Source organism: Arthrobacter crusticola (genome assembly GCF_004357995.1).
Lineage (GTDB): Bacteria > Actinomycetota > Actinomycetes > Actinomycetales > Micrococcaceae > Arthrobacter_D > Arthrobacter_D crusticola.
Window position 1 is genome coordinate 37,915 of sequence record NZ_SMTK01000003.1, and the last position, 22,733, is coordinate 60,647.

23 protein-coding genes are annotated in these 22,733 nt (G+C 68.4%); 13 read left to right on the forward strand and 10 right to left on the reverse strand.

Annotated features, from left to right (window positions below; genetic code table 11):
* Nucleotides 1-45 precede the first annotated feature (45 nt).
* Complete coding sequence (locus E2F48_RS07920) at nt 46-531, forward strand: MarR family winged helix-turn-helix transcriptional regulator (RefSeq protein ID WP_133403481.1); 486 nt, start codon at nt 46-48, stop codon at nt 529-531.
* 101 nt (nt 532-632) lie between these two features.
* Here E2F48_RS07920 and E2F48_RS07925 read toward each other — a convergent pair whose 3' ends face one another.
* Together E2F48_RS07925 and E2F48_RS07930 are read right to left on the reverse strand one after the other, a co-directional pair.
* Nucleotides 633-2,045: an FAD-binding oxidoreductase gene (locus E2F48_RS07925; RefSeq protein WP_133403482.1), complete on the reverse strand. Its 1,413-nt coding sequence runs from the start codon at nt 2,043-2,045 to the stop codon at nt 633-635.
* 173 nt (nt 2,046-2,218) lie between these two features.
* Nucleotides 2,219-3,097: an alpha/beta fold hydrolase gene (locus E2F48_RS07930; RefSeq protein WP_133403483.1), complete on the reverse strand. Its 879-nt coding sequence runs from the start codon at nt 3,095-3,097 to the stop codon at nt 2,219-2,221.
* A 134-nt stretch (nt 3,098-3,231) separates the two neighbouring features.
* Between E2F48_RS07930 and E2F48_RS07935 the strand changes: the two genes are divergently transcribed.
* Both E2F48_RS07935 and E2F48_RS07940 read left to right on the forward strand, forming a co-directional pair.
* Entirely contained in the window at nt 3,232-5,205 is a 1,974-nt protein-coding gene (locus E2F48_RS07935) for an AfsR/SARP family transcriptional regulator (protein ID WP_133403484.1), read from the forward strand.
* Nucleotides 5,206-5,270: 65 nt separating this feature from the next.
* Nucleotides 5,271-5,663 carry a VOC family protein gene (locus E2F48_RS07940; protein WP_133403485.1) on the forward strand — a complete coding sequence of 131 codons (393 nt, stop codon included), beginning with the start codon at nt 5,271-5,273 and terminating at the stop codon, nt 5,661-5,663.
* A 1-nt stretch (nt 5,664) separates the two neighbouring features.
* Here the strand turns inward: E2F48_RS07940 and E2F48_RS07945 are convergent, their stop codons facing one another.
* Nucleotides 5,665-6,510 carry an oxidoreductase gene (locus tag E2F48_RS07945; protein WP_133403486.1) on the reverse strand — a complete coding sequence of 282 codons (846 nt, stop codon included), beginning with the start codon at nt 6,508-6,510 and terminating at the stop codon, nt 5,665-5,667.
* A 359-nt stretch (nt 6,511-6,869) separates the two neighbouring features.
* Nucleotides 6,870-7,235, reverse strand: a complete 366-nt coding sequence (locus E2F48_RS07950; RefSeq protein ID WP_133403487.1) for a winged helix-turn-helix transcriptional regulator — start codon at nt 7,233-7,235, stop codon at nt 6,870-6,872.
* A 99-nt stretch (nt 7,236-7,334) separates the two neighbouring features.
* Between E2F48_RS07950 and E2F48_RS07955 the strand changes: the two genes are divergently transcribed.
* The 5 genes from E2F48_RS07955 (at nt 7,335) to E2F48_RS07975 (ending at nt 12,009) form a co-directional block, all read left to right on the forward strand.
* On the forward strand, nt 7,335-7,985 hold the full coding sequence (locus E2F48_RS07955; protein WP_133403488.1) for an NADPH-dependent F420 reductase: 651 nt from the start codon (nt 7,335-7,337) through the stop codon (nt 7,983-7,985).
* Between the two features lie 35 nt (nt 7,986-8,020).
* Nucleotides 8,021-9,058, forward strand: a complete 1,038-nt coding sequence (locus E2F48_RS07960) for an LLM class flavin-dependent oxidoreductase (protein WP_133403489.1) — start codon at nt 8,021-8,023, stop codon at nt 9,056-9,058.
* A gap of 13 nt (nt 9,059-9,071) precedes the next feature.
* A complete protein-coding gene (locus tag E2F48_RS07965) occupies nt 9,072-9,533 on the forward strand; it encodes a hypothetical protein (RefSeq protein WP_133403490.1) in 462 nt (153 codons plus the stop codon).
* Nucleotides 9,534-9,623: 90 nt separating this feature from the next.
* On the forward strand, nt 9,624-10,379 hold the full coding sequence (locus E2F48_RS07970; protein ID WP_133403491.1) for a ZIP family metal transporter: 756 nt from the start codon (nt 9,624-9,626) through the stop codon (nt 10,377-10,379).
* Between the two features lie 67 nt (nt 10,380-10,446).
* Nucleotides 10,447-12,009, forward strand: coding sequence for an FAD-binding oxidoreductase (locus E2F48_RS07975; RefSeq protein ID WP_133403492.1), 1,563 nt, complete (start codon nt 10,447-10,449; stop codon nt 12,007-12,009).
* A 161-nt stretch (nt 12,010-12,170) separates the two neighbouring features.
* On the opposite strand, the gene E2F48_RS07980 is transcribed toward E2F48_RS07975, so the two are convergent.
* Nucleotides 12,171-13,019: an SDR family NAD(P)-dependent oxidoreductase gene (locus E2F48_RS07980; protein ID WP_133403493.1), complete on the reverse strand. Its 849-nt coding sequence runs from the start codon at nt 13,017-13,019 to the stop codon at nt 12,171-12,173.
* A gap of 100 nt (nt 13,020-13,119) precedes the next feature.
* On the opposite strand from E2F48_RS07980, the gene E2F48_RS07985 reads away from it, so the two are divergent.
* Together E2F48_RS07985 and E2F48_RS07990 are read left to right on the forward strand one after the other, a co-directional pair.
* Nucleotides 13,120-13,722 carry a CGNR zinc finger domain-containing protein gene (locus E2F48_RS07985; RefSeq protein ID WP_133403494.1) on the forward strand — a complete coding sequence of 201 codons (603 nt, stop codon included), beginning with the start codon at nt 13,120-13,122 and terminating at the stop codon, nt 13,720-13,722.
* 140 nt (nt 13,723-13,862) lie between these two features.
* On the forward strand, nt 13,863-14,357 hold the full coding sequence (locus E2F48_RS07990) for a MarR family winged helix-turn-helix transcriptional regulator (RefSeq protein WP_246018695.1): 495 nt from the start codon (nt 13,863-13,865) through the stop codon (nt 14,355-14,357).
* A 61-nt stretch (nt 14,358-14,418) separates the two neighbouring features.
* On the opposite strand, the gene E2F48_RS07995 is transcribed toward E2F48_RS07990, so the two are convergent.
* Nucleotides 14,419-15,108: a nucleoside/nucleotide kinase family protein gene (locus tag E2F48_RS07995; protein WP_133403496.1), complete on the reverse strand. Its 690-nt coding sequence runs from the start codon at nt 15,106-15,108 to the stop codon at nt 14,419-14,421.
* Between the two features lie 214 nt (nt 15,109-15,322).
* Here E2F48_RS07995 and E2F48_RS08000 point away from each other — a divergent pair, with 214 nt between their 5' ends.
* The 3 genes from E2F48_RS08000 (at nt 15,323) to E2F48_RS08010 (ending at nt 17,974) form a co-directional block, all read left to right on the forward strand.
* Nucleotides 15,323-16,420 (forward strand): glycerophosphodiester phosphodiesterase, encoded by a 1,098-nt coding sequence (locus E2F48_RS08000; protein WP_133403497.1) that lies wholly within the window; start codon nt 15,323-15,325, stop codon nt 16,418-16,420.
* 76 nt (nt 16,421-16,496) lie between these two features.
* Nucleotides 16,497-17,204, forward strand: coding sequence for a hypothetical protein (locus E2F48_RS08005; protein ID WP_133403498.1), 708 nt, complete (start codon nt 16,497-16,499; stop codon nt 17,202-17,204).
* Complete coding sequence (locus tag E2F48_RS08010) at nt 17,201-17,974, forward strand: SDR family NAD(P)-dependent oxidoreductase (protein WP_133403499.1); 774 nt, start codon at nt 17,201-17,203, stop codon at nt 17,972-17,974. The genes E2F48_RS08005 and E2F48_RS08010 overlap by 4 nt, the downstream gene beginning before the upstream one ends.
* A gap of 35 nt (nt 17,975-18,009) precedes the next feature.
* Here the strand turns inward: E2F48_RS08010 and E2F48_RS08015 are convergent, their stop codons facing one another.
* The 4 genes from E2F48_RS08015 to E2F48_RS08030 all read right to left on the reverse strand — a co-directional run bounded on the left by E2F48_RS08015 (nt 18,010) and on the right by E2F48_RS08030 (nt 22,696).
* Nucleotides 18,010-19,008, reverse strand: a complete 999-nt coding sequence (locus E2F48_RS08015; RefSeq protein WP_133403500.1) for an ABC transporter permease — start codon at nt 19,006-19,008, stop codon at nt 18,010-18,012.
* Nucleotides 19,005-19,973, reverse strand: coding sequence for an ABC transporter permease (locus E2F48_RS08020; protein WP_221411655.1), 969 nt, complete (start codon nt 19,971-19,973; stop codon nt 19,005-19,007). Before E2F48_RS08020 ends, E2F48_RS08015 begins: the two co-directional genes overlap by 4 nt.
* On the reverse strand, nt 19,970-21,550 hold the full coding sequence (locus E2F48_RS08025; RefSeq protein ID WP_133403501.1) for a sugar ABC transporter ATP-binding protein: 1,581 nt from the start codon (nt 21,548-21,550) through the stop codon (nt 19,970-19,972). The genes E2F48_RS08020 and E2F48_RS08025 overlap by 4 nt, the downstream gene beginning before the upstream one ends.
* 63 nt (nt 21,551-21,613) lie before the next feature.
* The gene (locus E2F48_RS08030) at nt 21,614-22,696 is read right to left on the reverse strand and encodes an ABC transporter substrate-binding protein (RefSeq protein ID WP_133403502.1); all 1,083 of its coding nucleotides are present in this window, start codon (nt 22,694-22,696) and stop codon (nt 21,614-21,616) included.
* Nucleotides 22,697-22,733: the final 37 nt, after the last annotated feature.

Consider the following 22,733-nt stretch of genomic DNA (forward strand, 5'->3'; position numbering starts at 1 on the left):
TTAAGTGACGGAGTGGCTGGAGCCTGGACCGGTAGACTCCCTGATATGTCAGCAAATATGACCGAGCGTCAGCTCAGGACGTGGGAGAACCTTCAGGAGGTCACCGAGCTGCTTCGGCGCGAGGTTGGCCGTGACCTGTGGAACGACGCGAAGCTCTCGGAGGCCGAGTTCACGGTGCTGGCCCATCTGTCGATGGCTGCGAAGGGCACTGCGCGGCCGTCCGAGTGCGCACGCGCCATCGGCTGGGACTCAAGCCGCCTCGCCCACCAGCTCCGCCGGCTGGAGAAGCGTGGGCTGGTCGAAAAAGCGGCGAGCGAGGCCACCGACGGCCGAGCCTCCCTGATCGCCCTCACGGACGAGGGCCGCACCGCCTACCGGCGCGCCCTCGGGCCGCATCTGCGGTCGGCGCAGAAGTGGTTCGCCGACGCGCTCAGCGATGAGCAGGTGGACAACCTCGCCGACGCGCTCGAGACCCTGCTGCGGCATGGCTCCCAGCTCGCTGCGGCTCCGACGGCGGAACCGCGGGCCTGACGGCGTCCGGGGCGCATGCGTCCGGCTTCGGGTGGAAGGCATGCCCCGGCGGGGACGGCTCCCTGCGTTCAGTCGTTCCCCGTTGAACCACCTGCCCCGGGTCAGCGGGGCGCGACGTTGTGGTTGAGCCGGAAGACGTTCCGCGGGTCAACCTCCGTCTTGAGCGCGGTGAGCCGGTCGAAGACCTCCCCGCGGTAGACCGCCGCGTCGTCGGGGGCGCGGGTCCCCGGGTCGGGCGCGGCCGGTTCCTCAGCGCCCATGAAGTTGACGTACCGGCCGGGCGCGGCGTGCGGGGCGATGTCCCCGGAGAACGACTTCACGAACCCTACGTTCCGCTCGTCGTCGCCGTCGTCGGTCCAGAATCCGTAGATGTTCAGCCAGTAGGGCGACTGGCGGTCGGGGAACGGGGTGGCGCCGGCCGGCACCCGGGCCACCGCTCCGCCCATGTGGTGGATGTCGAACCCCGTGCCCTGCCAGGTCTGTTCGGCGGCCCGGCGGAGGAGGATCTCCTGGACTTCCGGTGAGAGATGCTTCAGCGCGGAGTTGCGCCAGTAGGCGCGCACGCCCTTGGGGAAAAGCTCGTCGACGGCGGACTGCCATCCGGTCCAGGTGGCAGCCTCCACCTCTTCCATCTCGGGAGGGGCCGCGGCACGCAGGTCGGCGATGAGCGCCTCCCCGACGCTCTGGTCCCTGCCGGCCCAGACGAACCCGACGATCATCAGCGGATCGGTTCCCATCTCCCAGTGCGGCGGCGGGGTGATGAAGGTCAGGATGCTGTTCAGCTCATCGGGCAGCGTCTGCGTCCAGGCGGCGTAGGCGGCCAGGGCCGTGTCCCACGTCCGCGGGGTGTAGACGAGGTTGCCGGCGTAGAGGGGCTGCGGTATGCGGTGGGCCCGGAAGGTGAACGAGGAGACGACGCCGAAGTTGCCGCCTCCGCCCCGCAGGCCCCAGAACAGTTCCGGATTCTGCCGGTCATCGGCCTCGACCACCTTCCCCGACGCGGTGACGACCCGCGCCGAGACCAGGTTGTCGATGCTCAGCCCGTAGGGCCGCGTCAGCCATCCCATGCCCCCGCCCAGGGAGAGTCCGCCCACGCCCGTCGCCGACACGACTCCCAGCGGCACCGCCAGTCCGTGGGGTTCGGTCGCCGCGTCCACCTGCGCCAGCGTTGCACCGCCGCCGATCCGCACCAATTCCCGGTCGGCGTCGACGTCCACCGCGGACAGGGCGCTGAGGTCGAGCACGATCCCGCCGTCCACCGTGCCGTTACCGGCCACACTGTGTCCTCCGCCGCGGACGGCAAGCGGGATCCCGTGTTCGATGGAGCACCGGATGGCGGCGGCGATGTCGTCTTCCCCCGAAACCCGGAGGATCGCGGCGGGGTGGCGGTCGATCATGGCGTTCCAGACGCGCCGGGCGTCGTCGTACTCCGGGTGGGCTTCGTCGATCACCTCCCCTGACGTTTCCGCGGTGAGGGCGAGGACGGCGGCCGCCGCGCCGTCATGACTGGGCATCAGGGGAGTGTGCATGATTCACCGACCGGCCGCGTCGGGGCTCCGTGTGAGTCCGCGGGGAAACGCGGCGGGTCCATTATCCGGCCCGCCGATTCGGCGGGTCAACGGGTTACATCCTGATTACAGGACCTGCTGGCGGATCCTCTCCACCGGCAGCGGCGGCCGTGCCCGACCTAGCGGAGGAGCAGGTCGCGGATGGCCTGCGTGATCTGCGCCGGGGTTTCCTCGGCCATGAAGTGCCCGGCCTGGGTGCTGAAATGCTCAAGGTCCGGAGCCCACGCCTTCCACAGCGCGGCGGCGTCGAAGCCCAGCGCGGAGCCCCAGTCCTGCTGGATCACGGTCACCGGCATCCGGAGCATGTTCCCGACGTCCAGATCCGCCTGGTCGTGGACGACGTCGATCCCGGCGGAGGCCCGGTAGTCGGCCACGATGGAGGGCACCGCGTCGGCGCTGGCACGGAGGTAGGCCGACCGGACGTCTGCCGGGATGGCACTGGAGTCCTTCGTCCACGCGTCCAGGAAGTAGGAGAAGAACGTGTCGGCGCTGTTGGAGATCATCTCCTCGGCCAGACCCGGGGGCTGGGCCATCAGGTAGAGGTGGAACCCGACCGCGGCGGACTGCCCGTGCAGCACGTTCCACATATCCAGGGTCGGCAGGACGTCGAGGCTGGCGAAGTGCGTGACGGCGTCGGGGTGGTCCATGGCGGTGCGGAAGCCGACCAGGGCTCCCCGGTCGTGACCGGCGAGGGCGAACCTCCCGTGGCCCAGCGCGGCGGCCAGGGCGACGACGTCCCGACCCATCGTGCGTTTGGAATATACGTCCGGGCCGGTCTCGGCGGGCTTGCCGCTGTCGCCGTATCCCCGCAGGTCCGGGCAGATCACGGTGTGGTCCTCGGCCAAAGCGGCGGCGACGTGCCGCCACATCAGGTGGGTCTGGGGAAAGCCGTGAAGCAGCACGACGGGGCTGCCCGAGCCGGCGACGGCGACATTCAACTCGACGCCGGCGGCCACCGTCACCTTCGAGTAGGTGAAGTTTTCGATCGTGGGGGTCATGGAGGAGTCCTTGGGTCGGGATCAGGATGCAGCCCAAGGCTCGCACCACCGACTCAACGGGTTCTCAATGGCGTCCGGCGCCGGCGGGTGAGTCAGTCACACTTGATGAAGGCGGTGTGGAAGGTGGTCCGGGCATGGGTGTGACGATCGGCGTTCTGGGGACGACGGCGGCCTGGGATGCCGACGGTGACCCGATCCCGTTGGGCGGCCCGCGGCAGCGTGCGCTGCTGGCCCGGCTCGCCGCGGCGCGGGGGCGCCCCGTCGCGCTGGCGACGCTCATCGGGGACCTCTGGGAGGACTCCCCGGCGAACGTCACCGGAGTGGTCCACACCTACATCGGCGCTCTGCGCCGTGCGCTCGAACCAGAGCGCCCCGCCCGGGGCAGACCCCGGGTCGTAGTGTCGGCCGGTTCCGGGTACGCCCTGCAGCTGAATTCCTGCGAGGTGGACTCCCTCCTGTTCGAAGACGCCCTCAGGCCGGGGGCCGGTGCCGGCACACTCTCGCTGGCCGCCCTCGAGGAGGCCCTGTCCCGCTGGCGCGGCCCGGCCTACGCCGAGTTTGCCGACGAGCCGTGGACTTTCACCGAACGAGGGAGGCTCGGGGAACTCCGCCTCGGGGCGGTGGAGGCCCGCGCGGCGGAACAGCTTCGGGTAGGGCGGGCAGCCCAGGCAGTGCCCGACCTCGAGGTTTTCGTGGAGGAGCACCCCTGGCGGGAGGAGGGATGGCGCCTCCTTGCGCTTGCCCTCTACCGGTCGGGCCGCCAGCACGAAGCCCTGAAGGTGCTGCGGCGGGCCCGCGCCCTGCTGAATGACAAGCTGGGCTTGTCCCCGCATTCGGTGCTCCGTGCACTCGAGCACGACATCCTGCACCAGTCGCCCGGGCTCGACCAGGACCCGGCTCTTTCGGAGGCCCCGGAGCTGGTGTGGCACCGGACGCTGTCCGGCTACGGCCGGAATTCCGGCGTCGGGGCCAAGGGGCGGCTCCGCTCGACGGTGGAGCTGCTGCGCCAGCTGGCCATCACCGGGGGCGGCGGACTCGAGACCGCGCGCAGGCAGCGCCTGGCGGCGGTGGTCGCGGCCGACGGGCTGGCGGATGTGGACCTGACGGCGCGCGTGATCGGCGCCTACGACGTGCCGGCCCTGTGGACGAGGTCCGATGATCCTGACCAGGCGGCACACATCCTCGCCCTCACCGAGAGAACCCTCGCCGCGCTGCCCCCCGGAACGCACGGGACCCTCCGGGCGCGGCTGCTGACGACGATCGCCGTCGAATCCCGGGGACTGCCCGGAACCCGGGGACGGGAGGCCGCTCAGGAGGCGGAGGAGCTGGCCCGCGGCCGGAACGACCCGGCGCTGCTGGCATTCGCCCTGAACGGGTCGTTTCTTCAGTCGTTCTCCCGATCGGGGCTGGCCCCGGAGCGGGCGAGCCTCGGTTCCGAAATCCTCGAGCTCGCCGGACAGCACGACCTGCCCACCTCTGCGCTTCTGGGCCACCTCATCCGGATGCAGGCAGGCGCCGCACTGGGGGAGGTGGCCTCCGCCGATCACCATGCCGCCGAGGCCGACCGGCTGGCGGCGGAGTATGAATCACCGCTGGTGGCTGTCTTCACCACCTGGTACCGCGCCCTGCGGATGGACCTGACCGGCGGGGCGCCCACCGAGGTGGCGGCCGCCTACCGGGCGGCGGCGGGCCTACTGCGCGGCGCCGGCATGCCCGGGGTTGAGCAGGGCGCACTGGCGTTGTCCCTGCTGTGCCTGCGGGTTCGGCACGGGCGGCCTGCGCCCGCGGAGGACGGGATCGACTGGGGCCCGTACCGGCCCTGGGCCGAACCCCTGGTCCTGTTGGCCAGGGGAGAGGGACAGGCAGCGCTCGCCGTCCTCCGCGGGGTTCCGGAGCCGGAGCCGACCCATCACCGGGAAACGCTCTGGTGCCTGATCGCCGAGGCGGCGCTTCAACTCGGGGAGGAAGACACCATGGGCAGGGCGTACAAGGAACTGCTTCCCGCCGCCGCCGAATACGCGGGTGCCGGAAGCGGGTTCTGCAATCTGGGACCCGTCTCCGGATTCCTGTCGCGGCTTGAGGCCCGGCGGGGCGGCCGGCCGGAGTGAGCGGGCGGACAATTCATGCCCGGAATCCACCCCGCCGTGCGCCCTTGTCCCGTAGGGTGGCGCTCATGGAACTCCGCCTCGAGGTTGTCCAGGTGCCCGTCTCCGATGTGGACAGGGCCAAGGCCTTCTATGTCGACGCCCTCGGCTTCGTTCTCGACCACGACGCTGAGCACATCCCCGGGATGCGGGTCGTCCAACTCACTCCGCCGGGATCGTCCTGTTCCATCGTGATCGGCACCGGGATGACCGGCATGGTTCCCGGAAGCCTTGAGGGTCTCCAGCTCGTGGTGCCGGACATGGCGGCTGCGCGCTCCGAACTGGTCGGCCGCGGAGCCCCGATCAGCGAGCCGCAGGACCTTGGGGGGTTCCTGTTCGCCTATTTCGCCGACCCGGACGGCAACCGCTGGGTCCTCCAGGAGATTCCGCCCCGGGAGGCCGGCGGTCCCGCGCAGTCCTGAGCTACGTGGTGACGTCCTCGTGGTCCGTGGAAACTGAAACTTCGCGCCAGAGCTCGAGTTCTTCCCGGACATGATCGATCTTGGCCTCGACCGCGCCGAGGGTGTCGCGGCCGAGAAGAAGCCGTAGCGGCGGCGTCTCGGCTCCGACGACGTCCACGATGGCCTTTGCTGCCTTCCTCGGGTCCCCCGGCTGGGAGTGGTTAACCTCCGCTGCCCGCAGCCTCATCTGGCCGGCCGGCCCCTCCCGGTAATCATCGATCACCTGATCCTCGACGTGCAGGCTGCTCGAATCCAGGAAATCGGTCCGGAAATAGCCCGGTTCAACCACCATGACGTGCACTCCAAGCGGTTCCAGTTCCGCATGGAGTGATTCCGAGAGGCCCTCGACAGCGAACTTGGTCGAACAGTAGACACCCCACCCGGCGGACGACCGGAAACCACCGATCGAACTGATATTGACGATCGTCCCGGACCGCTGCCGCCGCAGCACCGGCGCAATGGCCCTGGTCACCGACAGCAGGCCGAAGACATTCGTCTCGTAGACGGCGCGAACCTCGACGTCGCTGGCCTCCTCCACAGCACCGACAAGGCCACGACCCGCATTGTTGATCAGCACGTCGACGCGGCCGAACGCGTCCACCGCCGCATCGGCGGCGGTTCTGGCTGCGGCCTCATCCGTTACATCCAGAGACACGGCCAGCAGCCGATCCCCGGCATCGGGGAAAGTGTCACTAACGGCCTGCCGGTTGCGGGCCGTGGCGACCACCTGATGCCCACGCGACAATGCCTCGCGAACCAACTCGGCCCCGAAACCCCGGGACGCTCCGGTAATGAAATACACGCTCATTTCAACCTCCTGCGGCAGTTTTACGCACGGCAGATAACACCGGGTGGAATCGTTGAGTGTTCCACGGGACGCGGTCGCCCCTGCAGCGAAGGACGTTCCATCCGTGCTCGTGGTGACAGCAACACGGTGAGCTGCCGACTCCAGGAGTGAGGCCCGGGCGCGGTCTGCGCAGGGTCATCAGAATCTGAAACTCGTCGTCGGGGCGGATATTTCGATTGACGAAACCTATGCATCGAGGTTAAAGGCGCGACAAGGCCCAGGGCCACAATGACACCGAAGGTTACGGTCATCCGCAGCCGCCTGGCGGGCGGCCGCCCCCCCCTATGGCACTGCTGCGGTCAAGCGGCCGCGGGCGCCTCTCAGTCCTTGAGGCGGGGTTCCCAGCGCTCGGCCCATTGGACCAGCGGGTGCAGGATCCGGATCAGTTCCTCGCCCGCAGTCGACAGCCGGTACCGGATCTGCACAGGGGTGGTCGGGATGACCTCACGCACAATGAGCCTGCGCTGTTCGAGTTCACGCAGGCGTGCAGCCAGCAGGCGGTCCGAGATGCGGTCGACGGAGTGCGCAATATCCGAAAAGCGATCAGCCCCCCGGGCAAGAGCCAGCAGGATTGCCGCGTTCCACTTCTTGCCCGCCAGCTCGGCGGAGCGCTGGAAGATGCGGCAGGCCTCGTCATCGATATGCGATGACTCATTTCGCAGGGACTGGTTCGGAGCGGCCTTCATGCTTACTAATGGTAAGTAACATACGGGCGGTTCGCAACTTGTCCTTCCGCTCCCCAGACTGGGATCAACAGTGGATTCAAGGTTTTGAGGAGGCATGGCGTGACAGCCATAGCGGTTTTAGGAGTGGGTCGGGTCGGTGCGGCGGTGGCGCGCACGGCCCTGCAGGGCGGTTACGACGTGCGGGTCGCCGGCTCGGGAGCAGTCGAGGATATCGCGCTGCTGGCGGAGATCGTCATTCCCGGCGCGCGAGCCATGTCGGCGGAGGCTGCCGTGGAGGATGCCGACATGGTCATTCTCGCCGTTCCACTGAGCAAGTACCGGACGGTGGACCCGGGCCCGCTGGCGGGCAAGGTCGTCGTGGACGCCATGAACTACTGGGCGCCGGCCGATGGTCCGATCGCAGAGTTTGAGGACAGCCGCCTGACGAGCAGCGAAATCGTCACCCGCCATCTTCATGGTGCCCGGCTGGTGAAGACCCTCAACCACATCGGATACCACGATCTTGAGGACCACCGCACCCCGCCGGGAACACCAGGACGACGCGCGCTCGGCGTCGCCAGCGACGACGAACCCGCCGCCCGGGCGGTGATGGACCTGATCGACCGCTTCGGATACGACCCCGTCTACTCCGGGCCGCTGAGCACCGGGGCGGCGTTCCAACCCGGGACGGAAATCTTCAACGGCGCCTTCGCACGGGAGGCCTTCGAGCGTGAACTCGGGCACGCCAACGGCACCCGCCTCAGCGCATGACGCCAATCACTCCTTCTTTAGAAAAGAGATCTCCCATGGAAATCGGTGCCTACAGCTTCGGTGACACCCAGCGAAACCCCGACGGCACTCAGCGGTCGACGACGGAGGCCATCCAGAACCTCTTCGACGCAATCGTGGTCTCGGACAAGGCCGGACTCGACTATTTCGCGGTCGGTGAGCACCACACGCTGGAAATGCCCGCATCATCACCGGGGGCACTCATTGCGGCAGCCGCGGCCGCAACCACACAGATCCGTCTCGGCTCGGGAGTGAGCGTGATCAGCACCGACGACCCGGTGCGGGTGTTCCAACAGTTCGCGACGGCCGACGCGATCTCGGGCGGCAGGGTCGAGATCACGGCGGGACGCGGCTCCTCCGTGGACTCGTACCCACTCTTCGGCTACGACCTGAAAGACTATGACCGCCTCTACGAGGACAAGCTTGAACTGCTCATCCGGATCAATAAGAACGAATCGGTGACCTGGCGGGGCGCCGGACGTCCCGCGCTCGATAACCTCCTTGTCGTTCCACGCCCCGTCGCAGGAAGCATGCCGATCTGGGTTGGAACCGGAGGCAACGCACCCTCATCGGTGCGGGCCGGGCGCCTCGGACTGCCCGTCAGTTACGGGATTATCGGCGGCGCTCCCCACCGCTTCGCGCCCCTGGCCGAGCTCTACCGGCGGACGGCCCAGCAGTACGGCCACTCGGGTCCGAACATCAAGGTCTCGGTTGCAGCCCTGGGCCTCGTCGCCCCGACGAAGAAGGAAGCACTGGAGCGGTTTCACCCGAGTTGGAGGAACATGAGCATCCAGGCGGGCAAGACCCGGGGCTGGCCCGCGCCGGACGACGGGGCGTACCTTGCCCAGGCACACGCTCCCGGCGCCTACTACGTGGGGGATCCGGACGATGTCGCCGAGCGCATTGTCCACCTGCACGGCTACATGGGACACGTCCGCCATTTCCTTCAAATGGACATCGGCGGCCTCCCTCAGGACCACTTCCTGGAATCCCTGACTCTCCTCGCAACAGAGGTCAAGCCCCGGGTGGAGCGGCTCCTCGCGAGGGTCTCGTAGTCCACAACCCACGATGGAGAAGCACATGGAACTCGGCGTCTACAGTTTCCCCTCAAGGTTCCCGCGCCTCGCCGAGCTGTACCGGGCCACTGCGAAACAGGCAGGACACAGCGGTGCCGGAATCAAGGTCTCCGTAGGCACGCTGGGACTCATCGCACCCGCCAAGGGAGAAGCCGTGGAGCGCTACGACCCGGGCTGGAGGAACATCCAGATCCTGGCGATCGAACGCCGCGGATGGCCCGGCCCGGACCGGAAGTTCTCCGAGCAACAGGTCCAGCCGCCGTTCGCCTACTACGTCGGCGACCCCGTCGATGTAGCGCGACGCATCGTCGACCTCCATCAGAAAATCGGTCGTATGCGCCATTTCTTCCAGATGGATCTCGGCGGTCTGCCGCAGGAACAATTCCTCAAATCCATCGAGCTTCTTGCGACGGAGGTGAAACCCCGCGTCGACCGGCTCATGTCCCGCCTCTGAACACCCAGCGGCGCCCGGTTGATATTCTCCGCTGGGGACACGGAGGCCACGGCCTTTTCGATTCGCGGCGGGGAAGTGGAGGAGTGGCACATGCCGATGTGGCTGCAGGCCCTGGGGTGGGGAACCCTCGCCGGCGGGGCCCTCGTGCTGGGGTCAGCGATCGCCTGGCTATGGAAGGTTCCTTCCCGGCTCGTGGCCACCATCATGGCCTTCGGAGCCGGTGTCCTGATCTCGGCGCTGGCCTTCGAACTGGTTCAGGAAGCCGTCGACAGCGGGGGGCTGCTGCCGACGGTCATTGGCTTCCTCACCGGTGCGGTGATCTTCGTCGGCTCGAACATCCTCCTGGCCCGCGCAGGGGCCAAGCATCGCAAACGGTCCGGGCAGAAGCAGCCCTCGGAGAAGGACGCACCGGGCAGCGGGACGGCTATCGCCATCGGTGCCCTGATTGACGGTATTCCCGAATCCGTCGTACTCGGCGTCGGCCTCGTCGCCTCGGGAACCATCAGCCCGGCCATGCTCGCGGCGGTGTTCATCTCCAACGTCCCGGAAGGCCTTTCGAGTACGGCCGGCATGAAGAAGGCCGGCCGCGGGCCCGCATACGTATTCGGCGTGTGGACGGCCATCGCGGTGCTCTGTGGCTTGGCCTCACTGCTCGGATACGCCGCCCTGGAGAACGCCCCGGCCGCGCTGATCGCCTTCATCACGGCCATCGCCGCCGGAGGCATCCTCGCCATGCTGGCAGACACCATGATCCCGGAGGCCTTTGAGGAACATCACAACCTCACCGGTTTCACCACGGCCGTCGGATTCCTCACCGCCTTCACCATCCACCGCGTCGGCGGTTGAGCTGACGGCGGCGCTTCCCACATGTTGCGCACACGGGGGCTTGGCTCCGGAAGCGTAGGCTCGACTGATGAGTTCTGTGGACCGGAGGACTTTCCTCGCTGCGGTGGCCTTTGGCGGAGCCGCCGCTGTGCTGGCGGCCTGCTCCCGGCCTGCAACGCCGACGGTCGTGCAGACCTCGCCGCCCACCGTGGCGCCACCGCCGGCCGCTCCGGATTGGGAGAGCCTCCGGTCGAGGATCTCCGGGTCGTTGTACCTGGAGGGTGCCGACGGCTACGAGGACGCGAAGAGGGTCGAGAACCCACGGTTCGACGGCGCCCTGCCGCTCGCCGTGCTGGCGGCGGCCACCGCGGACGACGTCGCACAGGCGGTCCGCTTCGCAGGGGAGGCGGACGTGCCCTTCGTCGTCCGGGCCGGGGGCCACAGCTACTCAGGGTATTCCTCGGGAGACGTGGAGCAGGCGGGCCTGGCACCCTCGCTCGTTATCGACCTGCGCGGTCTTTCCGGCATCACGGTGGAGGACTCGGGCGCTGCCGTCGTCGGGGCCGGCGCATCGCTGATTCAGGTCTACGGCGCGGTGGGCGCGAGGGGACGCGCGGTGGCCGGCGGCTCCTGCGCCACGGTCGGCGTCGCCGGGCTGACCCTGGGCGGCGGCGTGGGAGTGCTGACCAGGGCGTACGGGTTGACCTCGGACGCGCTGCGGGCGGTGGAGCTCGTGGCGGCCGACGGGGAGATCCTGACTGCCAGCCCCGACGAGAACGAGGACCTCCTCTGGGCCTGCCGCGGAGGAGGTGGGCAGGTCGGCATCGTGACATCGTTGACCTTCGAGACGGTCCCAGCTCCCACCATCACCACCGTGTTCCTCGAATGGGCCTTCACCGATGCCGTGCCCGTCATCCTTGCGTGGCAGCAGTGGGCTCCCGAGGCGGATCCCCGGCTTTGGTCAACGCTCAAGCTGCTCAGCGGAGCCCGGCACGACGGGCCGACCATCCAGCTCACCGTGACCTGGACGGGTCCCTCCGCCGAACTCGACGCCCAGGTCGCGGGCCTCCACGAGGCGGCCGGAGTCCTGCCGCTGGTGAACAGCGTGCGGCCCGACCGGACCTACACGGAGGTGATGTTCACCTACGCCGGGTGCGCCGGGGTTCCCGTGGATCAGTGCACCACCGGTGACGGCGGGGCGCTCCGGCGGGAAGCCTTCAGCGCCACCTCCCATGTCCCCTACGACCTGCTGGACGCCGACGGCGCCGCCGTGCTGGTGGAACGGTGCGTGCTCGGCCACCGGCTGGGAGCCATCGAGACGGGGGTGTCGCTGGATGCCCTCGGGGGCGCGGTGCGCGAGCTGCCGGCCGACTCGACCGCCTTCGGGCACCGCGGCGCCTACGCCACCGTCCAGTACACCGCCACCTATGAGGAGGGCGGGGATCCCGTTCCCTTCGATGAGTTTGTCCGGCAGTCCCGCGCCAGCATGGTCCCGTTCTGGGGTGAAGGCGCCTACTTCAACTACTCCGACTCCACCCTCACCGATCCGGGGACCTCTTACTTCGGCGAGAACGCGAAGCGGCTGGCCGAAATCCGGGCCGCGGCCGACCCCGCAGGGGTCTTCGCCACCCCGGCCTTCCGGACTGCCTGACCGGAAACGGCGCTTTCCCCCGCCGCGGACCCGGACGGGCTGCGCCGGTGACGACGCGCACCTGCGGTGCTGCACCGGAGGTGCGGTGCCATGAACGCGGCGACCGGTCGGCACCTCCATGGGTGCCGACCGGTCGGGTTGAGTGGGGGTTGGTGGGAGTGTTACTTCTTGTCGGCCGAAGCGGTCACGGTGGACCAGGCGTCCAGTTCGGTGAGGCGGCCGTTCAGAGCCGCACGCATCTGGTCTGCACCCGCTTCGCCCAGGGCGATGCGCAGCGGGGGGGTGTCCGAGTCGACGACGGCCATCAGGGCAGCCACGGCGGCGGCCGGGTCGATGCCGGATCCGGCCGGGATCTCACCGATGGCCTTCTGCACGGCCCGCACGGTTCCGTCGTAGGCCTCGATGGGCTCGGCGAAGGCAAGGTTCGCCAGGAACGGCGTCTCGGTGGCGCCGGGCTGGACGATGCTGACCTTGATGCCCAGAGGGGCAACCTCCTGCGCCAGGGCCTCGGAGAGACCTTCGACCGCGAACTTGGTCGCGGCGAGCATTCCGACACCCGGGTGCGCGAACTGCCCGTAGAGCGATGAACCCTGGAGGATCAGGCCGCTTCGCTGGGCCCGCAGTACGGGAAGGGTCGCGCGCAGGACGTTGAGCACGCCGAACACGTTCGTGTCGAAGATGGCACGCGCCTGCGTATCGGTTGCCTCCTCGACGCCGCCGAACAGCCCGTAACCGGCGTTGTTCGCCACGATGTCGATCGTCCCGAAATTCTCAACGGTGCGCGATACGGCGGCGGTGACCGCCGCTTCGTCCGCCACGTCGGCGCTCAGCAGCAGCAGGCGGTTCGGGTACTCGCGCGCCAGATCATCCAGCGGCGCGGTCTTCCGCGACAGTGCAGCGACACTATCGCCCCGACCCAGAGCCGCGAGAACAAGCTCACGGCCAATGCCGCTCGATGCGCCAGTGATAAACCATGTCTTCGCCTCGGTGGGCGTCTGTGAAGTAATCATGTTATGATCATAGCGCTTTAGCACATTACATACAACCCCTTCTCGCTCTCTTGTTATGTTCAAAGTAATTTGACGTAACAAAGGGGTGTATACTTGACGCGTGAGCACATCATCCAGCCCGTCGGTTCTAACCGCTACTCCAGGAGTGGAGGCACTCATGGCCTTCACCAATACCAAGGCGACCGCGGAAAAAGGCGAGGAATGGGGGAGTCCAGACCAGCTCTCCCACTGGCTCTCCCAGCGCATGGGGGCCCCCGAGGGCCTGGCCCTCACACCTGCGGACCTCGCCGCCGCGAAGGAGCTCCGTGACGCCCTGGTCGTGAGCATGCTGCACAACGCCGGCCATGCCGTCTCGGAGGAGGAGGTGGCGCGGGCGCAGGACGCCATCGCGAAGATCGGCGCGGCGCACCCCCTTACGGCCATGCCGTTCTCGCCCCGGGAGAAGCTCGTCCCCCTGCAGTCCGGGTTCGCGGCGGTCCTGGGCCAGGTCGTGGCAGCCCTGACCGTCACCACGCTTGAAGAGCGGTGGCACAGGGTCAAGGCCTGCGGTAATCCGCAGTGCAAGACGGCGTTCTACGACCGCACCCGCAATGGGGCCGGAGCCTACTGCAGGGCCAACCCCTGCGGCACGAAGATGGCGATGCGCTCCTACCGGCAGCGCAAGGCCAGTGCCGCCGCGAAGGACGCTTCGGCTGAGGCCTAGCGCAGGACACCGGCTCCTGGGCCGATGAGGTCCTGATCCTCGCTGTGACTTTCGAGTCTTCGAGGAACCGCCGTGTCGCTCGAATGACACCCCGGGGGCCTATATTGGAACATCCCCAACGGGAGGGCGAAGGAGGAACCGTGACCACCAACACCGAAGGCGCCACCGTCAAGGACGCCGCTGTCCCGCGCCGCGCCCTGAAGAAAGCGGAACTCATCGCCTGGCGGGAACTGCACGATACGACCGCAGCGCTCTCGCGCCGGATGGGTGGGGTCCTGGGCGCGTCGAACCTCTCCGCGCAGGACTACGAGATCATGATGGCTCTCAGCGAGGCGGAGGACCGCAGCATGCGCTCCTCCGAACTGGCATCGGCCGTCAACTGGGAGCGGAGCAGGCTCTCGCACCACATCGGAAGGATGGAAAGGCGGGCCCTCGTCCGCCGTGAGGAGTGCCCGACGGACAACCGCGGTGCCATCGTGTGCCTTACTGATGACGGCGCCGACGCCTTCCGCCGCGCGTCCGTGCCGCAGTTGAAGGCCGTCAAGGCCCTGTTCGCCGATGCGCTCACGCCGGAGCAACTGGAGTCCCTGGCGGACATTCTCGGCTCCCTCAAGCGTCACCTCGACACCGCGTAGTCCAACCCCCATTCCGCACGGTTGCGACCGTGAGCGGCCCCGGAACCTGCCGCACGTCGCCCTAGCTGTCCATGGGCCGGTGCTCCACCGGGGAGCCGGCGCCGGGGACGGCGAAGTCGGTCAGGTCAATCACCCGGTCGGCGGCGGCCCTCGTCGCGTCGATAAGGCGGGCGTTCGGCTCATCCACCTGCTCCACCCAGGCGCGGGCGGCGTCCTCGGACTTGCCGAACCGGACATGCCGGTCGATCAGGCGCTGCACCCGCACGGAGGGATCGACGTCGACGAACCACACCTCGCTCAGCTGCCCGTGAACCTCCCGCCACCCAGGAGCATCGAGGAGCAGGTAATTGCCCTCGGTGATGAGCAGCACAAGTCCGGGCGCCACCGGAAGGGCGTTGGCGAGGGGCTGTTCAAGGTTCCGCTCGAAGACCGGCGCGTAAATGGTGTGGGCCGGCCGGCCGCGCAACCGGGCCAGCAGGTCGGCGTACCCGTAGGCGTCGAAGGTCTCCGGGGCGCCCTTCCGATCACGCAGGCCCTGGCGCACCAGCTCCTGATCGGCAAAATGGAATCCATCCATCGGCACGTAACCGCGCCGGCCGGGTTCCGCGTCCACCAGTGCGCGGGCGAGCGTCGACTTTCCGGCGCCCGGCGGCCCGGTGATGCCGAGCAGGGTCCGCCCGCCGTCGACGGACCGCGGGAGAAACCGCTCCAGGTCACCGGGGCCCGCGGCCCTGATCGTTTCAGCTGTCACGGCTCCTCTTCGCCTTAGGCAGGATGTACCGCCATTGTGTCCGGGCCGGCACCGTGCGCGCCACCCGGCCCGGACCTTGACGGCCGCCGCGGGGATCCCGGCCGGTTAGCCGGATGTTAAGGGGGAGTCGGGGCCCCGGTCACCTTCCGGACCCGGTCCGTTCGCCGATCCCCGCGACGGTGGAAGGGCAAATTGCCCCCGACCAGGAGCTCCAGTGAAACCACGACACCTTCCCGCCACAGCGGCCCTCTGCCTCGCCCTGGCGTTCGGCACCGCCGCCCCCGCCGCCGCACAGACCGCTCCCGCTCCGGCCACCAACGGCCACTCCGCGCCGGCCGCCGGCGCCCACTTCGACCTCCAGGCCCACCGCGGCGGGATCGGCCTCACCGTGGAGAGCACCCTCCCGGCGTTCGCCGCCGCGCTGCGCACGGGGGTCTCGACGCTCGAGCTTGACCTGCAGATCACCCGGGACGGCCGGGAGGTGATCACCCACGACCGCCGGATCGATCCCCGGAAGTGCGCCGACACCGCGCCCGTGGTCCCCGGCGACCCGCAGTTCCCCTACGCCGGCAAGTACGTCAAGGACCTCACCTTCGACCAGGTCCGCACCCTCGACTGCGGATCCCAGGCGCACCCCTCCCACCCCGGCCAGGTCACGGTGCCGGGCGCGAAAATGCCGACCCTGGCCGAACTATTCGCCCTGGTGAGGGCGCACCGGGCCAGCCAGGTCGAGTTCAACATCGAAACCAAGGTGGAGGCAGGCGCCCCGGAACAGACCGCCCCGCGGGAGCAGTTCGTCGAGGTGGCGCTGCGGGAAATCCGGGCCGCCGGCATGGAGCGCCGGGCCTCCATCCAGAGCTTCGACTGGGGCGCCCTGCGCCTGGTGCAGCAGCAGGCGCCGGAGATTCCGACCGTCGCCCTCACCAATAAGGACTTCCTGCAGGTCGGACAGCCCGGCGCCTCGCCCTGGCTCGGTGGCATCGACGCCGACGACTTCGGCGGGGATCTCGTCCAGGCGGCCTCCTTCCTGGGCTTCGACGCGGTCTCACCGGTGCACGGCTCGCCGCAGAACGGCACGGTCATCGACGGCAACTACGTCCCCTACGTCACCGCCGACATGGTCCAGCGGGCGCACGCTGCGGGAATGCAGGTCATCCCCTGGACGGTGAACGACGAGGCCACCATGTCCAGCCTGATCGACCTCGGCATCGACGGGCTGATTACTGACTACCCGGACCGGCTGCGCGCGGTCCTCGCCGGGAAGTCGATGAAGCTGCCCCACCAGTACAAGGAAGCCAAGGCGTCCTCCTAGGAGGTGTCGGCCGCGGGCCGGGTCTCCGTGCAGGTTTCCCCCTGCCGGAAATGCCCGGCCCGTGCGACACTGGCGCATGACTTCGGACCGGCCGAATGGGGGCGCCGGCGGCGGGCCGCCCGGCGAGGAGTTGAGCTGGGTGCAGCGGCTGATGCTGTACTTCACCACGCCGCTGCGCCGGACAATGGCGGTGCTGGTGGTGGTCGGCGCGTGGTTTGCCCTTACCGCCTGGACGGAGACGGCAGGGGATTCATTGCTTTTGGGCCTGCTTCCCGGGCTCTTCTTCTACCCGTCGATCTTTGTGCTTGCAGTGCTCTTCACCCGGGGTGGCTACCTGCGCAGGCCGGTCCGGCTGCCCTCTGAGGTCATGCAGAGCACGGCCGCCGGACGGTTCTCGACCAGGGAATCCTGGACCTCGCCCCAGGAGGTTTCCGAAGCGCTCTCGACACTGCGGACCGAGTTCGCCCGGCCGGGTGCCACCGCCCGGAAGGTTGAATCCTCGCTCTGGGTGGAGCTGGGCAAGGATTGGGACACCACGGGGCTGCGGCACCAGGAGGCGTCCGTTTACCTGAAGCAGCCGGTTTTTCTCCACTTCTTCGCCGAGCACACCGGCGGCGGAACCACCGTGACGGCCTTCAGTGGTGATCTGCGGTTCACAGGGGTGTGGGACGTCCTCAAACTCTCCGACGAAATGTCCGCCGCCGCCGTGGAACTCGCGCGGAACGCCACCTCCGGGGAATCCGATGGCACCCCGGGTCCCGGTTCGGTATCGTCGCCGGAATGACGACATCGACCCAGACAACCTCAAGCCTCGTGACAGGCGCCGGGCGCGGCATCGGCGCCGCCATTGCAAACGCGCTCGCGGGCGCCGGCCACCGGGTGGCCGTGCACGCAGGGCATGACGCCGATTCCGCCGAGCGGGTGCGGGCCGGGCTGCCCGGTGACGGCCACGCCGTCGTCGTCGGCGACGTCGCCTCGCCCGAGGCCTGCCGGCGTGTCTTCGATGAGGCGGCACGGGAGCTCGGCGGCATCGACGTGCTGGTCAACAACGCTGGCGTCTTTTCCTCACACCCCGTGGACGGCACCTCCTACGCCGACTGGCAGCAGGCCTGGCGGCACACCCTCGAGGTCAACCTGATGGGGCCGGCCAATCTGTCCTGGCTGATGGCCGACCACCTGATCCACCGCTCCCGGGGGCCCGCCGGCGGGCGGCTGATCAGTGTCGGTTCCCGCGGCGCGTACCGGGGCGAACCGAGCACCCCCGCGTACGGCGCGAGCAAGGCAGCGCTCCACTCAATGACCCAGTCGCTCGCCGTGGCCCTGGCCCCGCACGGCATCGTCGCCGCCGCCGTCGCCCCCGGTTTCGTCGACACGAGGATGGGCCGGCCGGTGCTGCAGGGTGCCCAGGGCGACGCTGTCCGCGCCCAGAGCCCGTTCGGCCGGGTCGCCGAGCCGGAGGAGGTTGCCGCCGTCGTGCTGTGGCTGGCGACCGAGGCGCCGGAGTGGGTCAGCGGAACCGTGGTTGACGCAAACGGGGCGTCCTACCTGCGCTGACCGCTGGTAGGACGCCCCGACAACCGCGTGCCCGGCTACAACCGCTGGGTGCGGGAGAGAACCGTCTGGATGATGACCACGACGGCCAGGAAGATCCCTGAGACCACCGCCTGCACCGAGGAGGTGAGGGAGCCGACCTGGTTGATCAGGTTCTGGATCACCGTCAGCAGCAGCACGCCCGCCGTCGTCCCGATCAGGTTGCCGCGGCCACCGGTGAGGAGCGTTCCGCCGATGACGACGGCGGCGATCGCGCTCAGCTCAAGCCCGACGCCGACGGTCGGCACGCCCGAGGAGGAGTAGGCCGCGTTCAGCGCCCCGGCGAGGCCGGCGCACAGGCCGCTCACCACGTAGACGCTGAACTTCACGCGGGCCACCGGCAGGCCCATCAGCACCGCCGCGCTCTCGGAGCCGCCGACGGCCAGGACCGTCTGTGAGCCCCTGCCGCGGGCGAGCAGCACCGACCCGATGACCACGACGACCACGGCGATCACCACCGGCCAGCGCAGGCCGAGGATGCCGCCCTGGCCCAGGGCGGTCACCGCGGCGTCCTTGATCAGTGGGGTGTTGGCGCCCTCATTGGTCAGCGCGAAGACCAGGCCGCGGATGCCGAGCAGGCCTGCCAGCGTGACGATGAAGGGCGCCATCCCGCCGTAGGCGATCAGCAGCCCCTGGAGAATGCCGACGACCCCGCAGACCAGCAGCGGCAGGAGCACGGCGCCGGCGATCCCCCAGGTGGAGCCGTAGGCGGCAAGGATGCCGCCGAGCGCGTAAACGGATCCGACCGAGAGGTCGATCCCGCCGGTCAGGATGACGAAGGTCATGCCGACGGCGACGATGAGCAGGAACGAGGACTGGGTGGCGATGTTCGTGAAGTTGCTCAGGGTGGGGAAGGTCGGGAAGGCGAAGCTGCCGACCACCAGCAGCAGCCCCAGGACGATTGCCGCCCCGTAGCGCTGCACGTTCCCGGCGATGCGCTCGCGGGTGACCTGCTTGGTCGTTGCCGGTCCGACACTGGGTTCAAGGGCCAGGCTCACTTGAGCACCGCCTTTCCACGCTGGAGGTAGACCGCGAGGAGGATGATGACGGCCTGGGTGATCTGGGAGTACGCATCGGGCACATTGTGCTTGATCAGCGACGCTGCGATGAGCTGAAGGAGCAGGGCGCCGGCGACGGTCCCCAGGACCTTCACCTGGCCACCGCTGAGCGGGGTGCCGCCGATCACGACGGCGGTGATCGCCGAGAGTTCGATGAGGTTCCCGACCGTCGAGGGCACCGAGGCGCTGAGCCGTGCGGTCTGGATGATGCCGGCGATGGAGGCGAGCGCGGCCGCGAGGATGTAGATGGTGATCAGCACGCGCTTTACCGGCAGTCCGGCGAGCTCGGCGGCCCGCCGGCTTCCGCCGATGGAGACCAGCTGCTTGCCGAAGGTTGTCCGGTTCACCAGCACCGCCACCAGGCCCACGAGGACCAAGGCGAGCAGGACGCTGTAGGGCACCCCGGCGATGGTTCCACGGCCCAGGGCCAGGAAGCCCGGGTCGATGACGGACTTGAGCTGCTCGTCGGCCACCAGCAGGGCGATGCCGCGCCCGGCGACCATGAGGGAGAGGGTCGCCACGATCGGCTGTACCCCGATGAGCGCGATCATTGTGCCGTTGGCCAGGCCGATCAGGCAGCCGGCGAGGACCGCAAGGATCGCCGCCGGCAGCGGGCCGTACCCGATGTAGAGGGGGATCACCGCGGCGGAGAGGGCCATGACGGCACCGACGCTGAGGTCGATGCCCTCAGTGCCGATCACCAGGGCCATGCCGAGGGCCACGATGAGCACCGGAACCACCTGGATGAACTGGACGCGGAAGTTATCGATCGTCATGAAGTTCGGGGTGAAGAACAGGTTGAACAGCAGGAGCAGCGCAATGGCCAGGTACACGCCGTACCGCTGGAGGAAGACCAGCGCCGATCCCTTCTGCGGCAGGCGGACAGCGGACGTTACGGTACTCACAGGCGTTCCTTAATCTCAGCTGGTGACTCTTCGGCCGGTGAGTGGTTTTCTCCCACCAGCGCGGCCATGAGGTGGTGCTCGGTGACCTCGCTGCCGCGCAGCTCCCGCTCGACGGAACCGTCGCGCAGGACGACGACGCGCGCGGATCCCTCGACGACTTCCTCGAGTTCGGAGGAGACCAGGACGATCGCCAGGCCTTCGTCGGCCAGCTCGTTGATGAGCGCCTGGACCTCCGCCTTGGCGCCGACGTCGATTCCCCTGGTGGGCTCGTCGAGCAGCAGGACCTTCGGGTTCATGGCCAGCCAGCGGGCGATCATGACTTTCTGCTGGTTGCCGCCGGACAGCTCCGACACCACCTGGTTGGGGCTCGCGGCCTTGATGCGGAGGCGCTTCATGAAGACGTCGACGATGGCATCCTGCTTGGCGCGAGAGGTGAACCCGGCACGCGAGAGGCGCGGCAGGGCGGCCAGGACGATGTTGTCGCGGATGGAGAGGTTCGGAATGATGCCTTCGGCCTTCCGGTCCTCGGGGAGCATGACGACGCCCGCCTTGATGGCGGCCGCGACCGATCCGCTGCGGACGCGTTTCCCGTCCACGGTGAGGCTTCCCTCGTCCAGCTGCATGACCCCGGCCATCGCCTTGAGCGTCTCGGAGCGCCCGGAGCCGAGCAGGCCGCCCAGGCCCACCACTTCGCCGGGGCGGATGTCCAGGCCGATGCCGCTGATCTGGTGCTTGCGGCTCATGTCCCGGGCGGTGAGGACCGGTTCGCCCTCGCCCTCCTTGACCTCGCCGAAGGCGGTCACGCCGCCGCGCTTGACCTTCTCCACCGACCGGCCGAGCATCAGCGCCACCAGTTCGACCCGTGACAGGTCGGCCAGGCGCCCGTTGTGGACCACTTTGCCGTCCCGCAGGACCGTGACCGTTTCGCAGATGGTGAAGATCTCGTCCATCCGGTGGCTGACGTAGACGATTGCGATGCCCTGCGAGCGGAGCATCCCGATCACCCGAAAGAGGGTCTCCACCTCGCGGGCCTCGAGCGACGACGTCGGTTCATCCATGATGACCACGCGGGCGTCGATGGAGACGGCCCGGGCGAGCGCGACCATCTGCTGCATGCCCAGGGCCAGGCTGCGCAGCGGACGGCGCACGTCGACGTGGATGTCGTACGTCGCCAGGAGGGCGCGGGCGTCCTCCTGCATTTTACGGAAGTCGATCAGGCCGAACCGGTTCCGTGGTTCGCGGCCCAGGAAGATGTTTTGGGCCACCGTCATCAGGGGGACGAGGTTGACCTCCTGGTAGATGGTGCTGATCCCGGCGTGCTGGGCGTCGACCGGTTTGGCGAAGCTGGCCGGCTCGCCGTGGAGGAACAATTCGCCCTCGTCCGGCTGGTACACCCCGGTGAGGACCTTGATCAGCGTCGACTTCCCAGCGCCGTTCTCTCCCATCAGGGCGAGGCTCTCACCAGCGCGGAGGGTGAAGTCGACGCCCTGCAGGGCTGTGACTCCGGTGAAGGTCTTGCCCACCCCGCGGGCTTCGAGCACGGGCGCTGGCGCGGCGGTGCTGAGCTGCTCTGTCACGTTTGCTGCCTTTCGTGTGACGTTGGTGGAGGGCGGGACCGGTGCGGCCCCGCCCCCGGGGAATCAGTACGCGGAGTTGACCCGCTCGGCAGCGTTGGAGGGGTCGTATTCCGAATCGGCGATGATGATGTTCTGCCCCACCGGCTTGCCGTCCATGAAGTCGACAAGGGTCTGGAAGGCCAGCGGACCGAAGCGGGGGTTGGATTCGATGACGCCGTTGTAGGAGCCGGCGGTGATCTGTTCGACCGCGTTCCGGGTGCCGTCGATGGAGTAGATCTGGATGTCCTCTCCCGGGGTCTTGCCCGCTGCGACAATCGCCGCCTGGGCACCCAGGCCCATCTCGTCGTTTTCGGCGTAGATGGCCGTGATGTCCGGGTTGGCCTGCAGCAGCTGCTCGGTGACCGACTGGCCCTTGTCACGGGCGAAGTCGCCGGTCTGCTCGGCGACGATCTCGACGTCGGGGGCTTCAGCGGCAACCTGGTCCTTGAACCCCTTGGTCCGGTCGGTGGTCACGGCGTTGCCCGAGGACCCCAGGAGGATCGCGACTTTGGCCTTGCCGCCGGTGCCCTCGATGAGCTGGTCGGCGGCGCGCTTGCCCTGCTCCACGAAGTTCGAGCCCAGGAAGGTGACGTAGTCCTCGCAGGGGGTCGCGTTGACCTTGCGGTCGATGGTGATGACCGGGATGTTCTTGTCCCGGGCCGCCTGCAGGGCAGGCTCCAGGCCGTCGGAGTTCAGGGGAGCGACGATGAGCGCCTGGGCCCCCTGGGAGATCATGTCCTGGATGTCGGAGATCTGCTTGGACAGGGTCGACTGCGCATTGGTGGTGATCAGCTTCTTCACCCCCAGCTTCTCGGCTTCATCCTTGATCGACTGCGTCTCGGCGATGCGGAAGGGATTGTCTTCCTTCTCCGACTGGGAGAACCCGACGACGGCGTCCTTCAGGTCGATCTTCTCGGCTCCGTAGTCCTCAATGGAGCAGGTTGGGCCCTCGGAGGAGGCGACGGACTGCTGAGTTCCCTCAGGGGTCTCGGAGCCGCCTCCGGAGCCCCCGGTGGTGGTCCCCGTGTTGGTGCAGCCGGTCAGGGCGAAGCCCAGCACTGCGGCACAGGCCAGGGACTTGAGGATCGGGGTGGCGTGCAGATTCATGATTCCAACTTCCTTGTTGAGTTTCGTGCTCGGCTGC

Excerpts from the sequence above, each read along its gene's own strand:
- E2F48_RS07945 (WP_133403486.1), bottom strand. The coding sequence starts at position 6,510 with ATGAGCGTGTATTTCATTACCGGAGCGTCCCGGGGTTTCGGGGCCGAG.
- E2F48_RS07970 (WP_133403491.1), top strand. The coding sequence starts at position 9,624 with ATGCCGATGTGGCTGCAGGCCCTGGGGTGGGGAACCCTCGCCGGCGGG.
- E2F48_RS07935 (WP_133403484.1), top strand. The coding sequence starts at position 3,232 with ATGGGTGTGACGATCGGCGTTCTGGGGACGACGGCGGCCTGGGATGCC.
- E2F48_RS07980 (WP_133403493.1), bottom strand. The coding sequence starts at position 13,019 with ATGATTACTTCACAGACGCCCACCGAGGCGAAGACATGGTTTATCACT.
- E2F48_RS07975 (WP_133403492.1), top strand. The coding sequence starts at position 10,447 with ATGAGTTCTGTGGACCGGAGGACTTTCCTCGCTGCGGTGGCCTTTGGC.
- E2F48_RS08010 (WP_133403499.1), top strand. The coding sequence starts at position 17,201 with ATGACGACATCGACCCAGACAACCTCAAGCCTCGTGACAGGCGCCGGG.
- E2F48_RS07920 (WP_133403481.1), top strand. The coding sequence starts at position 46 with ATGTCAGCAAATATGACCGAGCGTCAGCTCAGGACGTGGGAGAACCTT.
- E2F48_RS08030 (WP_133403502.1), bottom strand. The coding sequence starts at position 22,696 with ATGAATCTGCACGCCACCCCGATCCTCAAGTCCCTGGCCTGTGCCGCA.
- E2F48_RS07950 (WP_133403487.1), bottom strand. The coding sequence starts at position 7,235 with ATGAAGGCCGCTCCGAACCAGTCCCTGCGAAATGAGTCATCGCATATC.
- E2F48_RS07925 (WP_133403482.1), bottom strand. The coding sequence starts at position 2,045 with ATGCCCAGTCATGACGGCGCGGCGGCCGCCGTCCTCGCCCTCACCGCG.
- E2F48_RS08005 (WP_133403498.1), top strand. The coding sequence starts at position 16,497 with ATGACTTCGGACCGGCCGAATGGGGGCGCCGGCGGCGGGCCGCCCGGC.
- E2F48_RS07965 (WP_133403490.1), top strand. The coding sequence starts at position 9,072 with ATGGAGAAGCACATGGAACTCGGCGTCTACAGTTTCCCCTCAAGGTTC.
- E2F48_RS07940 (WP_133403485.1), top strand. The coding sequence starts at position 5,271 with ATGGAACTCCGCCTCGAGGTTGTCCAGGTGCCCGTCTCCGATGTGGAC.
- E2F48_RS07960 (WP_133403489.1), top strand. The coding sequence starts at position 8,021 with ATGGAAATCGGTGCCTACAGCTTCGGTGACACCCAGCGAAACCCCGAC.
- E2F48_RS07930 (WP_133403483.1), bottom strand. The coding sequence starts at position 3,097 with ATGACCCCCACGATCGAAAACTTCACCTACTCGAAGGTGACGGTGGCC.